Origin of the sequence: Saccharothrix ecbatanensis (genome assembly GCF_014205015.1) — a bacterium.
GTDB classification, from domain to species: domain Bacteria; phylum Actinomycetota; class Actinomycetes; order Mycobacteriales; family Pseudonocardiaceae; genus Actinosynnema; species Actinosynnema ecbatanense.
Genome location: NZ_JACHMO010000001.1, coordinates 5,251,845 through 5,264,438, shown reverse-complemented (window position 1 = coordinate 5,264,438; position 12,594 = coordinate 5,251,845). Strand labels below are relative to the sequence as shown.

The following is a 12,594-nucleotide window of genomic DNA, read 5'->3' as shown; positions in this document are numbered from 1 at the left end:
ACGGTCCCGCGGACCGTGCACTGCTGCATGCCCTCACGTTCAAGGTGCCGGCGCGGACCAGCGGTGCAAGCCCCTGGCATGCTGGTCGGTGATGTCGACTCTGACGAAATGGGCTCCCGCCGTGCTGGCGCTGGTGTTGGTGGCCAGCCCCGGCGTGTGGCGGTACAGCAGGCACGTCATCACCATCGCGCACGAGGCCGGGCACGCCCTCGTCGCGCTGCTCACCGGCCGCCGGCTGGAGGGCATCAAGCTGAACTCGGACACGTCCGGGGTCACGGTGTCGCGCGGACGGCCCACCGGGCTCGCCGTGGTGCTGATGTACTTCGCCGGGTACGTGACGCCGTCCCTGCTCGGCCTGGGCGCGGCGGCGCTGGTGACGTCCGAGCAGGTCAGGCCCCTGCTGTGGGCCACGGTGGTGCTGCTCGCCGGGATGCTGGTCATGATCCGCAACGCGTTCGGCGTGCTGTCGGTCGTGCTGACCGGCGGGGTGATGTTCGCCGTGTCCTGGTACGCCACGACCGAGTGGCAGGCGTCGTTCGCGCTGTTCGTGACGTGGTTCCTGCTCCTGGGCGGTGTGCGGCCGGTGGGCGAGTTGCAGCGCAGGCGGCGGCGCGGGCGCGCGCCGCAGTCCGACGCGGACCAGCTGGCCCGGATCACCCGCGTGCCCGGCCTGATGTGGGTGATGCTGTTCGCCGTCGTCACGATCGGCACCCTCCTGGTGGGCGGCCGGATGCTGCTCCCGCTTTAGCCGGGCGGCTGGTCGGGTAACCCCTTCCTTTCGAGGGAGGACGCCATGACCACCACCGTCGCCGACTACATGCTGCGCCGCCTCCGCGACTGGGGTGTCGAGCACGTCTTCGCCTATCCGGGTGACGGCATCAACGGGCTGGTCGCGGCCTTCGGGCGCCACGACGACCAGCCGCGGTTCATCCAGTCCCGGCACGAGGAGATGTCCGCGCTCGAAGCCGTCGGCTACGCGAAGTTCAGCGGCCGGGTCGGGGTGTGCCTGGCCACGTCAGGGCCCGGCGCGATCCACCTGCTCAACGGCCTGTACGACGCCAAGCTCGACCACGTGCCGGTGGTCGCGATCGTCGGCCAGACCGCCCGCACCGCTATGGGGAGCAGCTACCAGCAGGAAGTCGACCTGCACTCGCTGTTCAAGGACGTCGCCTCCGAGTACCTGGTCGACGTGACGGTGCCCGAGCAGCTGCCCAACGCGCTGGACCGGGCCATCCGCACCGCCGAGTCGCAGCGCGCGCCCACCGCGTTGATCATCCCGGCGGACGTGCAGGAGCTGGAGTACTCGCCGCCGGAACACGCGTTCAAGCACGTGCCGTCGAGCGCGCCGAGCCATTCGTGGGCCACCGCCGTGCCGTCGGAGGAGGACGTGCGGCGCGCGGTGGAGGTGCTGAACGCGGGGGAGCGGGTGGCGATCCTCGTCGGCCAGGGCGCCCGCGGAGCCGCCGACGAGGTGCGCGAACTCGCCGACGTGCTCGGCGCGGGCGTGGCGAAGGCGTTGCTGGGCAAGGACGTGCTGCCCGACGACGAGCCGTGGGTGACCGGGTCGATCGGACTGCTCGGCACCCGGCCCAGCTACGAGCTGATGCGCGACTGCGACACGTTGCTGATCGTCGGCTCCAGCTTCCCCTACTCGCAGTTCCTGCCCGCGTTCGACGCCGCGCGTGCCGTTCAGGTCGACGTCGACGGTCGGATGATCGGCATGCGCTACCCGACCGAGGTCAACCTCGTCGGTGACGCCTCCGCGACGTTGCGGGCGGTGTTGCGAGCGGTGCGGCGCAAGGAGGACCGGTCGTGGCGGGAGACCGTCGAGCGCAACGTGGCCGACTGGTGGGAGACCTTGCGCCGACAGTCCTTTGTGGACGCCGAGCCGGTGAACCCGATGCGGATCATGTGGGAGCTGTCGCCCCGGCTCCCCGAGGACGCGATCGTCACCGCCGACTCCGGCAGCGCGGCCAACTGGTACGCACGGCTGGTGAAGCTGCGCGGCCGGATGCGCGGATCGCTGTCGGGCACGCTCGCCACCATGGGCGCCGGCGTCCCGTACGCGATCGGCGCGAAGTTCGCCCACCCCGACCGGCCCGCCGTGGCGCTCGTCGGCGACGGCGCGATGCAGATGAACGGGCTCGCCGAGCTGATCACCATCGCCCGCTACCACGAGGAGTGGGCCGACCCGCGCTGCGTGGTGTGCGTGCTGCACAACAACGATCTCAACCAGGTGACGTGGGAGCTGCGGGCCATGGGCGGCGAACCCAAGTTCGAGCAGTCCCAGGTGCTGCCCGACGTCGGCTACGCCGCGTTCGCCCGGTCGATCGGGCTGGAGGGCGTCGACGTGGACGACCCGGCGGACCTCGGCGCGGCGTGGGACCGGGCGCTGACCGCGACCAAGCCCGTCGTGCTGGACGTCCGGTGCGACCCGAACGTGCCGCCGATCCCGCCGCACACGACGTTCGACCAGACCAAGGCCACCGTCGAGGCGATGCTGAGGGGCGACCCGGACGCGTGGGACGTGGTGCGGCGCGGCGTGCGGACCAAGGTTCAGGAATTCCTGCGCGGGTAACCGTCGGCCATGGTCTCGATGGGTTACTTCCTCTCCAGCGAGGAGTCCGGACCGCGTGAGCTGGTGCGGCAGGCGCGGTGGGCGGAACAGGCCGGTTTCGAGCGGCTGTGGATCTCCGACCACTACCACCCGTGGAACGCCGAGCAGGGCAACAGCCCGTTCGTGTGGTCCGTCATCGGCGCGCTGTCCGAGGTCACCTCGCTGCCCGTGACGACCGCCGTCACCTGTCCGACAGTCCGGATTCACCCGGCCGTGGTGGCCCAGGCCGCCGCGACGGCCGCCGTCCAGTGCCGCGGCGGGTTCACCCTCGGTGTGGGCAGCGGTGAGGCGCTGAACGAGCACATCTTCGGCGACCCGTGGCCGTCCGCGCCGGAACGGCTGGAGATGCTGGAAGAGGCCGTCGAGGTCATGCGGGCACTGTGGACGGGCGACGAGGTCAGCCACCGCGGCCGGCACTACACGGTCGAGAACGCCCGGCTCTACACGCTGCCGCCGTCACCCGTTCCGGTGTACGTGTCGGCGTTCGGGCCGAAGGCGGCGGACCTCGCCGGGCGGATCGGCGACGGACTGTGCTCGACCATGCCGGACTCCTCGTTGATCTCGAAGTTCCGGTCCGCCGGCGGCGAGGGCAAGCCGACCCAGGCCGGGTTCAAGGTGTGCCACGCGGACTCCGCCGAGGCCGGTGTGAAGACCGCGCACCGGTTGTGGGCCAACGAGCAGCTGCCCGGCGAACTGGCACAGGTGCTGCCCACGCCGCGGCACTTCGAGCAGGCCTCGACGCTGGTCACCGAGGAGATGGTGGCGTCCGCGCTGCCCGTCGGCCCCGATCCGCAGCCGTACGTGGACGCGGTCCGCGAGTACGCCGACGCCGGCTACGACGAGATCTACGTCCAGCAGATCGGCCCGGACCAGGAGCGGTTCTTCTCGTTCTGGGCCGAGACGGTGGCGCCCGCGCTCACCGCCCAGTCACCCGCGAGCCGATCACCCGGAGGTGCGCGATGACCGATCCGAACGAACGTCCGCTGGACGAGACCGAACAGCTGGACGAGGACGAACTCGACGTCGACCCGCTGGAGCAGGGCGTCGAGCCGCCCGAGCACTGGAGCGGCGCCGACCGCCACGGCACCACGAAGCGTGAGCTGCGCGAGGGCGAAACCCTCGACGAGCGGCTCGCGCAGGAGGAACCGGAGTGATCAGGAGCCCGAACGAATCGGGCCCTCGGGTAATCCGATGAGGCGCACCACGTTTGCCCTCCCCGGACCAGCGGGTACGCCGTGATCAAGGACATGTGACACCGCTAGGGGGTTCATCCGATGACCAGCACCGCGCGCTTGCCCAAGCCCGTGACCGACGTCTGGGACTGGCAGAAGGAGGGGTTGTGCCGAGGCCGTGACAGTGCCGTGTTCTTCCACCCGGACAACGAACGGGGTTCCGCCCGTGCGGCCCGGGAGGAGAAGGCCAAGCAACTCTGCGCCCGTTGTCCGGTCGTGGACCCGTGCCGCGAGCACGCGTTGGCGGTGCAGGAGCCATACGGCGTCTGGGGCGGTATGGGGGAGGACGAGCGCCGCCGCATCATCGCGAACCGCCGCCGCTCCGCCGCCTGACCGTCCGGCGAGCCTCCCGTTCCGACCCCCGAATGCCGAGGCCGAACACGCAACCCGACACGCAACCCGACACGCAATCCGACACCCCTCTGAACACGCCGAGGCCGCCTGACCCGGAAGTCAGGCGGCCTCGAATGTTCGGCGCGACCGTCCTCGGCGCGACAGTCCCCCGCGGCACAGTCCTCGCCGGAACAGTCCACTCCGGCGGAGCGCTGTCCGGAGGAGTCCTATTCGGTCAGACCCTCGCGCAGCTGCCGCAGCGTCTTCGCCAGCAACCGCGACACGTGCATCTGCGAGATCCCGACCTTCTGCGCGATCTGCGTCTGCGTCATGTTCCCGAAGAACCGCATCACGACGATCTTCCGCTCCCGCTCCGGCAGTTTCTCCAGCAACGGGTGCAACGCCTCCCGCTGCTCGATCGCCTCCAGCTCCGGGTCCTCCTCGCCCAGCGTGCTGCCCAGCGAGATCGAGCTGTCGTCCGCCACGAGCAGGTCGTCCAGCGACGCGCTGTGGTAGGCGTTGCCCGCCGCCAGCCCCTCGTGGATCTCCTCCCGGCTCAGCCCGAGGTGCTGCGCCAGCTCGCTCGGCGTCGGCGCCCGGCCCAGCTCCTGCGACAGCCGCGCGGACCCCGCGTTGATCGCCAGGTGCAGCTCCTTGAGCCGCCGCGGCATCCGCACCGACCAGCTGGAGTCCCGGAAGTACTTGCGGACCTCGCCCATGATCGTGGGCACCGCGAACGACAGGAAGTCGCTGCCCCGCTCCGGGTCGAACCGGTCCACCGCGTTGATCAGACCGACCGTGGCGACCTGCACCAGGTCGTCGTACGGCTCACCGCGGTGCCCGAACCGCCGCGCGATGTGCTTGGCCACGGGCAGGTGCTCGGTCACCAACTCGTCGCGCAGCCGCTCCCGCTCCGGGTCGTCCTTGGCGGTCGCGGCGAGCCGGACGAACAGCGGCGCCAGGTGGTCGTAGTCCCCCTGGGTGCCGGACCGTGTCGTGCCCCCGTCGGACCCCGTCACGCATCCACCGTCCCCAGTGACCGCTTGACCAGGTCGATGTGCACCTCGAACGCGTCGGCCCGCGGCGCGACCCACGTCGTGACCGAGTCGACCAGCGCGCTCAGCACCCGCCAGCCGAAGCTGTCCCGGTCCGGCGGCGCCGACCGCTCCGAACCCACCTCCGTGAACACCTGCACCGCGCCGTCGACCACGATGAACCGGGCGCTGAGCACGGCGTCCGTCGTGGCCAGCGAGATGAGGGTCGAGCACGCCTCGTCCACCGCCAGCTTCAAGTCCTCGATGGAGTCCAGGTCGAAATCCTGCCGCATGGCGATATCGGCGGCCACGGCGCGGACGATGGACAGCTGCGTGGGATCCGCAGCCATCCGCAACTCGACCCCGGCCAGGGCGTTCTCCGACTCACCGCTGCGCGGCTCAGTGTGCGACACGCTCACCTCGTCGTCCGTTCTGTCTTGTTGTGCTGCTGAAGCTATCGGTACCCGAACTGATCGTCGCTCACACGTGTAGGCGACGCGCGGTCCGGGAAGACTGACTGGTGCGACAGGAGGCCTTTTGACCGATCAACTCGCGGACCACCACTGGGGAGTGGAGTTCCCGGCCCGGCCCGGGGAACTCGCGGCGGTCCGCGCCCGACTCGATTCCTGGCTGGCCCGCGAAGGCCTGTCCGAGGACGACCGGTACGACCTGCTCATCGCGGTGAACGAGGCGGCGAGCAACGCCGTCGAGCACGCGTACGCCTCCGCCTCGGCCGGCACCGTGCACATCGACGCCGAGGCACGGCCCGACGGCCGCGTCGTGGTCGTCGTCGCCGACCACGGCTGCTGGCACGTGCCGGCGCCCACCCTGTCCACCCGAGGCCGCGGCCTGCTGCTGATGCGCGAGAACGTCGACGAGGTGCTGGTCGACCGGCAGCCGGACGGCACCACCGTCACCCTCGTCCTCACCCCCGGGCGCAGATCGCGCGGCACGTTCCTGGCGCCGTCCACGCCGCCGGATCCCGTGCAGGTCGCCGCACGTGACGGCTGGGTGGAGGTGGTCGTGCTCGGGGACGTGCCGGCCCACGCCGCGCCCGCCGTCCGCCGCCGCATCCTCACCGCGGCCCGCGGCGGCACCGTGCCCGTCGTGGTCGACCTGCGTGACGTCGGCGAACGCAACGAAGGCCTGATCCGGAGCCTGAGAGCCGTCGCCGACGCGGCCGCCGCGGCGGGCAACCGGGTCGTCGTGCGAGCACCCGAAGACGGCCACGCCCGCCGCGCACTCGTCGCGGCGGGCGTGGATCAAGTCATCGACCTGGTTCCGCACGGCTAGACCGGCACTCGGTCTCAACGGGGTTCGTCGGCCTCCAACGCGCGCTCGACCGACTCGAACACGCTGAACACCTCACCCAGGCCGGTCGCGGCCAACGGGCGGGTCACCGCGCGCTCGACGGCCACGACGCGGAACGCCGCGCCACGGCGCTTGGCGTGCTGGGACGCCTCCACCAGCACCGCCAGACCGGCCGAGCCGAGGAAGCTCACGCCGGACATGTCGAGCACCAGGGTGCTGCTCTCGTCGAGGTGGGGCAGCACGTCCGCGCGCAACTGCGGAGCGGTGAGCATGTCGACCTCACCGCTCACCGCGACCACGGTGACCCCTTCGGACACCGTGCGAACGGTGAGCCAGATCTGCCCGGCCCGCGGGCCTGCGGCTGCGGCGGACTCGGCTCCGCTCGTCGCCACGACGTCCGGATCCTGAACCGTCACGAGGCTCTCCTCTTCAGCTTCAGCTGGAACCGCCTTGGTGGGAAGCCCGGTCGCACGACAGGGTGCGCAACACTGAACAGCAGCGTGGCGGAAACGTGCCCGCTAGCCGGACTTCCCGGCGCGGCTGTTGGCTCAACCGCTGCGCCACCCACGTTACGGAGCCCGTGGCGACACCACAAGCGCGTGGGCGGCGACATGACGGGTGCCAGTGTAGTGCGCTTTTCGGTGTGCGGCGTGCCACGCACGGTGAGCGGTTTGATCCGGCCGATGCCGGTTACACCTCGAAGGAAGGCGTACTTCGGGATCTGCACAACTCGGCGACCGAAACCCGCCTCCCGGCGCGGCCGGGCCCGGAAGCGGAGTGGTCCCGACCACAGTCGCGCAGAATTCCGTATCGGGGATAACGCCACGAAGGCCGTGAGCGACAACCCTGATGGAGGGATTTCACATGAGCACCAGAACGGAAACCGAGTCCGAGCCCGCGAAGCGCAAGGCGGCGCGTCCCGGCACCACCGGGACGGGATCGCTGCCCACAGCCCCGTGCAGCGTGGTCTGGAGTCAAGGCCACGCCTACGTGCTCGAAGGTTTCCGGGCCCGCTGGGTCGGCGTCGACGACCGCGGTCGTCCGCAGGCGCTCAGCGGTGACGAACTGCAACGCCGCGGCTGGAGCCGCACGCGCGGCCAGTGACTACAGTGCGTGCGTGTCGCACGATCCGGCCGACAGGCTCCTGACCATCCCCAACGCGCTCAGCGTGCTGCGGCTGCTCGGCGTGCCCCTGTTCCTGTACCTGCTGCTCGGGCCCCACGCGGACGGCTGGGCGCTCGTCGTGCTGGTCGCGGCGGGCCTCTCCGACTGGCTCGACGGCAAGATCGCCCGCTGGCTCGACCAGACAAGCAGGCTCGGCGCCCTGCTCGACCCGGCGGCCGACCGGCTCTACATCCTCGCCACCCTCGTCGCGTTCGTCGTGCGCGACATCGTGCCGTGGTGGGTGGCCGTGGTGCTGGTCGGCCGCGAAGTGGTGGTCGGCGCCTGCCTGGCCGTGCTGCGCGTGCGCGGCTACGGCCCGTTCGAGGTCAATTATCTGGGCAAGGCCGCCACGTTCAACCTGCTGTACGCGTTCCCGATGCTGTTGCTCGCGCAGGGAACGTCCACCGCCGCCCAGATCGCCCGGCCGGTGGCCTACGCGTTCATGGTCTGGGGCTGTGCCCTCTACCTCTGGTCGGGGGCGCTGTACGTCTACCAATTCGGCCTCGCGCTGCGCAGACAGCCGGGGGTCGCGCCCCTCTGAACGGCGACGTGGGAAGATCCGGCAGCGAAGATCCACCGTCATTGAAGGAGCACACCGCGGTGATTCCCGAGGAGCTCAAGTACACCGAGGAACATGAGTGGGTGCTGCGCACAGGTGAGGACACCGTGCGTGTGGGCATCACCGACTACGCTCAGGAGCAACTCGGCGACGTCGTGTTCGTCCAACTCCCCGAGTTGGGTGAGCAGGTCGCGGCCGGCCAGACGCTGGGCGAGGTGGAGTCCACCAAGAGCGTCTCGGACATCTACGCGCCGCTCGGCGGTGAGGTCGTCGCCCGGAACGACTCGTTGGACCAGCAGCCCGACCTGGTGAACTCCGACCCGTACGGCGAGGGGTGGATGGTGGAGCTGCGGCTGGAGGACCCGACCGCGGTCGACGACCTGCTCGACGCCGCCGCGTACCAGGAGCTGGCGGCCTCGGAGTGACGTCGATCTTCCGGCGGCTCTTCGGTCGGTGGGGGAGCCGCTCCTCAGACAAGGGTTCGGGCACGATAGGTTCTAGCGGTCTCGACGCTTCCAGCAGCAGGAGGAGAGCTCAGGTGAGCACGAACGACGGGCCAGGCGTTCCGCCCGAGCAGTCCCCGGAGCGGACCTCCGTTTTCCGGGCCGACTTCCTCGCCGAGGTAGAGGGCGCCGAGGCGCCCGCCCAGGAGCCGGCCGTCGCCGGTGTCGACGCGCTGCCGGCCGGGTCGGCCCTGCTCGTGGTCAAGCGGGGTCCGAACGCGGGTTCCAGGTTCTTGCTGGACCGCGACACGACCAGCGCGGGCAGGCATCCCGACAGCGACATCTTCCTCGACGACGTGACGGTGTCCCGCCGCCACGCCGAGTTCCGCCGTGAGGGCGGCGAGTTCGTGGTGATCGACGTGGGCAGCCTCAACGGCACCTACGTCAACCGCGAGCCCGTCGACCAGGCGGTGCTGGCGAACGGCGACGAGGTGCAGATCGGCAAGTTCCGCCTGGTGTTCCTGACCGGTCCGGGCGCCGGGGGCCAGGGGGCCTGAGCGATGGGGCTCCGGTGACGGCGGCCGGGCGGTCACGCGGGGGGTTGAGCATCGGGGCCGTGTTGGCGCAGCTCCGGTCGGACTTCCCCGACGTCACCATCTCCAAGATCCGGTTCCTGGAGTCGGAGGGGTTGGTCCGCCCGGCGCGCACGGCCTCGGGGTACCGCCAGTTCACCACGGCGGACGTCGAGCGCCTGCGGTTCATCCTGGCCGCGCAGCGGGACCGGTACCTGCCGCTGAAGGTCATCAAGGAGCAGTTGGAGGCGGCCGACCAGGGCGCTTCGAAGGCGTTGCGCACGGCCGACCCGGCGCCGGCGGCCGGGCACCGGGTGACCCGCGAGGACCTGCTGGCAAGGGCGGGCATCGAGCCCGGTGTGCTGGCGGACCTGGAGCAGCACGGCCTGATCAAGGCGGGTGCGGGCGGGTTCTACGACCACGAGGCGGTGCAGATCGCGTCGACCGTGCGGGCGATGGTGGAGCACGGGTTGGAGGCGCGCCACCTGCGCCCCTTCCGCGCCGCCGCGGACCGTGAGATCGGCCTGGTCGAACAGGTGCTGACGACGGTGCACCGGCAGCGTGACCGGGCGAGGGTCGAAGAGGTCGTGCGCGAGCTGGCGGCACTGTCGGTGACCCTGCACACACTGCTCGTGAAGGTTGGCTTGCGCGACGTGCCGGGTAACCGCATCTGACCGGGATGTGGTGTGTCCGCATCGTGATCCGGAGCCCGCCGACGGTTGCGCACAAGGCCCGCTTGGCGGGTAGCGTCGAACGAGTACGTGGGGGATCCTCGTGGGTAACGGGGACGCCAGAATTTCAGCGCGCTGAGGGAGGCGAGACCCGATGAGCGAAATGCGCGTCGTCGGCGTGCGGGTGGAACTGCCCGCCAACCAGCCGATCCTGCTGCTGCGCGAAACCGAGGGCGAGCGGTACCTGCCGATCTGGATCGGATCGGTCGAGGCCACGGCGATCGCGTTGGAGCAGCAAGGCGTCCGGCCCGCGCGGCCGTTGACGCACGACCTGCTCAAGGACGTCATCGGCGCCCTCGGCCGGCAGCTGGAGCAGGTCCGGATCACCGATTTGCAAGAGGGCACTTACTTCGCCGAGCTGGTGTTCGACGGCGACATCCGAGTGTCCGCGCGGCCCAGTGACTCGGTGGCGCTCGCGCTGCGGATCGGTGTGCCGATCCACGCCGAGGAGTCCGTGCTCGCCGAGGCCGGACTGATCATCCCGGACGAGCAGGAGGACGAGGTCGAGAAGTTCCGCGAGTTCCTCGACTCCGTCTCCCCCGAAGACTTCCGCGGCGCCGACACGTAGCCACGGTCCACGTAGCCACGGTCCACATCGCCACGGTCGCAGGCACGGTCGCAGAGACCGCGGACACATAGCCTCGGTCACCGACACCCGGGCCACCATTCAGCGCCATGCCGCCAGGGCACACCGCCACGCGCGCCCCCGCCACGAGCGCCCGCGCCACCGCCTTTGGCTGCCCGCGCCACCGCCTCTGGCCGCCCGCGCCACCGCCTCCGGCCGCCACCGCCTCCTGCCGTCACCACCTCCGGCCGCCCGCGCCACCGCCGGGCCACCGGCGCAAGGGCACACCCCGCCAAGGCCGCCCCCGCCAGCGCACACCGGTATCAGCGCCACCGCTTCGGGCCGCCCGCGCCCGCGCCGCCCACTCGGCCGCCCCCGCACGGTTCTCGCTCGCCCTCGCCTCTCCTCGCGTCCCACCCGCACACACCACGGCACACGGCACGGCACACGGCACACGGCACGGCACACGGCACATGCCACCGGCACACCCCACGCGCACACGCTCTCGCAGGGGTCCCCGCCCAGGGGATCCCTGTTTTCGATCTTTCCAGGCGGGTCCGACAATTCCGGGCCGTCGGCCCGAGCCTGTGGATAACCGCGTGTGCGGTGCGTTGTGGATCAACCTCGGGTCTCACTCGTTCGTGGAACACCGTCGGGTTACACAACGTCAGCGATCATCGGCTAAACGATCACTAAACGTCACTCGAATGGCTTACGTCAGGCGGCTCTCTCAACCTCAACCTGAGGTTTAGGGCAGACACGTCCCGCGCGTCGCGTTGACCTGCCCCCTAGGCGGTCTTACCGTCGAACTCAGGTGAATTGCCACGGTGTGATTCGGCACCGCGGCGGCTTCACGTTGGTCGCCGGTCGTCGTGACCGGACCGAGGGGAGGCAGGCGTGGTCGAGGAAGCGCCCATCCGGGCCGGAACCGGTGAACAGGGCGAGCTGTTCCCGGACTCCTCGCTGCCGGACGAACTCGTCGGGTACCGCGGCCCCGCCGCGTGCCAGATCGCGGGAATCACCTACCGCCAGCTGGACTACTGGGCACGCACGGGGCTGGTCAACCCGACCATAAGGAGCGCCCACGGCTCGGGGAGCCAACGGCTCTACTCGTTCAAGGACATCCTGGTCCTCAAGGTCGTCAAGAGACTCCTGGACACCGGTGTCTCGTTGCAGAACATCCGGGTCGCGGTCGACCACCTCCGCCGCCGCGGCGTGCAGGACCTGGCCCGGATCACGCTGTTCAGCGACGGCACCACCGTCTACGAGTGCACCTCGCCGGAGGAGGTGGTGGACCTGCTCCAAGGTGGCCAGGGCGTGTTCGGCATCGCGGTGAGCGGCGCGATGCGGGAGATCAGCGGCACGATCCACGACTTCCCCGCCGAACGCGCGGACGGCGGCGAGATCGTGGACGCGGCCGACGACGAGCTGTCCCGCCGCCGCCGCACCCGCGCCATCGGCTGAGCCCTGCCCGAAACCGCTGCCACCACCTGGGCGGGACCCTGCCGGACCTGCTGCCGGTACTACTTGGCTGGGAGCCTGCCGGACCCCGCTGCCCGGAACCACCGCCGAGACCACCTGGCCGGGACCCTGTGCCGGACCCGCTGGCGGCACACGTGGCCGGGACCCTGCCGGAACCGCTGCCGGGACCACCTGGCCGAGACCTTGCCGGACCTGCTGCCTGGACCCGCAGCCCAGTCCACCTGCCGGAACCCGCTGAGCTCCAGCTGAGATCCACGTCGCGCGGCGATACCACGGGCGCGACCGCGAGGTATCGTTTCGCGCGTAGTCGCTTCAACCCGCGCGGGAGAGTCCGAGCCAGTCTCGGCGCCGAAGGAGCAAATCCTCCCCGGAACCTCTCAGGCGCAAGGACCGCGCGGGTGAGACGCCTCTGGAAAGCGGGTCGGCCCTTCCGGTCGACCCCGCCGACGGTGCAAGCCCGCGAACCGGGTGAAGCTCTCAGGCGCCCGCACACCGGGCAGAGACAGAGGGGGAGGGCAACGGCAGAAGTGTGTCCGTAGCCATCCTGGAGG

16 protein-coding genes and 1 riboswitch are annotated in these 12,594 nt (G+C 70.6%); of the genes, 13 read left to right on the top strand and 3 right to left on the bottom strand.

Going from position 1 to position 12,594, the window contains the following annotated elements; all coding sequences use genetic code 11:
* Positions 1–91 precede the first annotated feature (91 nt).
* From F4560_RS21970 to F4560_RS21950, 5 genes are all read left to right on the top strand, one after another.
* Positions 92–748 (top strand): M50 family metallopeptidase, encoded by a 657-nt coding sequence (locus F4560_RS21970; protein WP_184922736.1) that lies wholly within the window; start codon positions 92–94, stop codon positions 746–748.
* Positions 749–793: 45 nt separating this feature from the next.
* Positions 794–2,578 (top strand): thiamine pyrophosphate-requiring protein, encoded by a 1,785-nt coding sequence (locus F4560_RS21965; RefSeq protein WP_184922734.1) that lies wholly within the window; start codon positions 794–796, stop codon positions 2,576–2,578.
* A 9-nt stretch (positions 2,579–2,587) separates the two neighbouring features.
* Positions 2,588–3,580 carry a TIGR03557 family F420-dependent LLM class oxidoreductase gene (locus tag F4560_RS21960; protein ID WP_184922732.1) on the top strand — a complete coding sequence of 331 codons (993 nt, stop codon included), beginning with the start codon at positions 2,588–2,590 and terminating at the stop codon, positions 3,578–3,580.
* Positions 3,577–3,771 carry a hypothetical protein gene (locus tag F4560_RS21955; protein WP_184922730.1) on the top strand — a complete coding sequence of 65 codons (195 nt, stop codon included), beginning with the start codon at positions 3,577–3,579 and terminating at the stop codon, positions 3,769–3,771. The genes F4560_RS21960 and F4560_RS21955 overlap by 4 nt, the downstream gene beginning before the upstream one ends.
* A 120-nt stretch (positions 3,772–3,891) precedes the next feature.
* Positions 3,892–4,182, top strand: coding sequence for a WhiB family transcriptional regulator (locus F4560_RS21950; RefSeq protein ID WP_184922728.1), 291 nt, complete (start codon positions 3,892–3,894; stop codon positions 4,180–4,182).
* 227 nt (positions 4,183–4,409) lie between these two features.
* Here the strand turns inward: F4560_RS21950 and F4560_RS21945 are convergent, their stop codons facing one another.
* The gene (locus F4560_RS21945) at positions 4,410–5,201 is read right to left on the bottom strand and encodes a SigB/SigF/SigG family RNA polymerase sigma factor (RefSeq protein ID WP_184922726.1); all 792 of its coding nucleotides are present in this window, start codon (positions 5,199–5,201) and stop codon (positions 4,410–4,412) included.
* A complete protein-coding gene (locus F4560_RS21940; protein WP_312869408.1) occupies positions 5,198–5,629 on the bottom strand; it encodes an ATP-binding protein in 432 nt (143 codons plus the stop codon). The genes F4560_RS21945 and F4560_RS21940 overlap by 4 nt, the downstream gene beginning before the upstream one ends.
* A gap of 124 nt (positions 5,630–5,753) precedes the next feature.
* On the opposite strand from F4560_RS21940, the gene F4560_RS21935 reads away from it, so the two are divergent.
* The gene (locus tag F4560_RS21935; RefSeq protein ID WP_184922722.1) at positions 5,754–6,509 is read left to right on the top strand and encodes an ATP-binding protein; all 756 of its coding nucleotides are present in this window, start codon (positions 5,754–5,756) and stop codon (positions 6,507–6,509) included.
* 14 nt (positions 6,510–6,523) lie between these two features.
* On the opposite strand, the gene F4560_RS21930 is transcribed toward F4560_RS21935, so the two are convergent.
* Positions 6,524–6,943 (bottom strand): STAS domain-containing protein, encoded by a 420-nt coding sequence (locus F4560_RS21930; protein WP_184922720.1) that lies wholly within the window; start codon positions 6,941–6,943, stop codon positions 6,524–6,526.
* Positions 6,944–7,391: 448 nt separating this feature from the next.
* On the opposite strand from F4560_RS21930, the gene F4560_RS21925 reads away from it, so the two are divergent.
* The 7 genes from F4560_RS21925 (at position 7,392) to F4560_RS21895 (ending at position 12,025) form a co-directional block, all read left to right on the top strand.
* Positions 7,392–7,631, top strand: coding sequence for a hypothetical protein (locus F4560_RS21925; RefSeq protein ID WP_184922718.1), 240 nt, complete (start codon positions 7,392–7,394; stop codon positions 7,629–7,631).
* A 13-nt stretch (positions 7,632–7,644) separates the two neighbouring features.
* Positions 7,645–8,232 (top strand): cardiolipin synthase ClsA, encoded by a 588-nt coding sequence (gene clsA / locus F4560_RS21920; RefSeq protein WP_184922716.1) that lies wholly within the window; start codon positions 7,645–7,647, stop codon positions 8,230–8,232.
* A 59-nt stretch (positions 8,233–8,291) separates the two neighbouring features.
* The gene (gene gcvH / locus F4560_RS21915) at positions 8,292–8,675 is read left to right on the top strand and encodes a glycine cleavage system protein GcvH (RefSeq protein WP_184922714.1); all 384 of its coding nucleotides are present in this window, start codon (positions 8,292–8,294) and stop codon (positions 8,673–8,675) included.
* Positions 8,676–8,788: 113 nt separating this feature from the next.
* On the top strand, positions 8,789–9,250 hold the full coding sequence (gene garA / locus F4560_RS21910; protein WP_033427969.1) for a glycogen accumulation regulator GarA: 462 nt from the start codon (positions 8,789–8,791) through the stop codon (positions 9,248–9,250).
* A gap of 14 nt (positions 9,251–9,264) precedes the next feature.
* Complete coding sequence (gene ftsR / locus F4560_RS21905) at positions 9,265–9,939, top strand: transcriptional regulator FtsR (RefSeq protein ID WP_184922712.1); 675 nt, start codon at positions 9,265–9,267, stop codon at positions 9,937–9,939.
* A gap of 151 nt (positions 9,940–10,090) precedes the next feature.
* A complete protein-coding gene (locus tag F4560_RS21900; RefSeq protein WP_053720858.1) occupies positions 10,091–10,564 on the top strand; it encodes a bifunctional nuclease family protein in 474 nt (157 codons plus the stop codon).
* An 894-nt stretch (positions 10,565–11,458) separates the two neighbouring features.
* Positions 11,459–12,025 (top strand): MerR family transcriptional regulator, encoded by a 567-nt coding sequence (locus F4560_RS21895; RefSeq protein WP_184922710.1) that lies wholly within the window; start codon positions 11,459–11,461, stop codon positions 12,023–12,025.
* Between the two features lie 330 nt (positions 12,026–12,355).
* Positions 12,356–12,446, top strand: a riboswitch (glycine riboswitch).
* Positions 12,447–12,594: the final 148 nt, after the last annotated feature.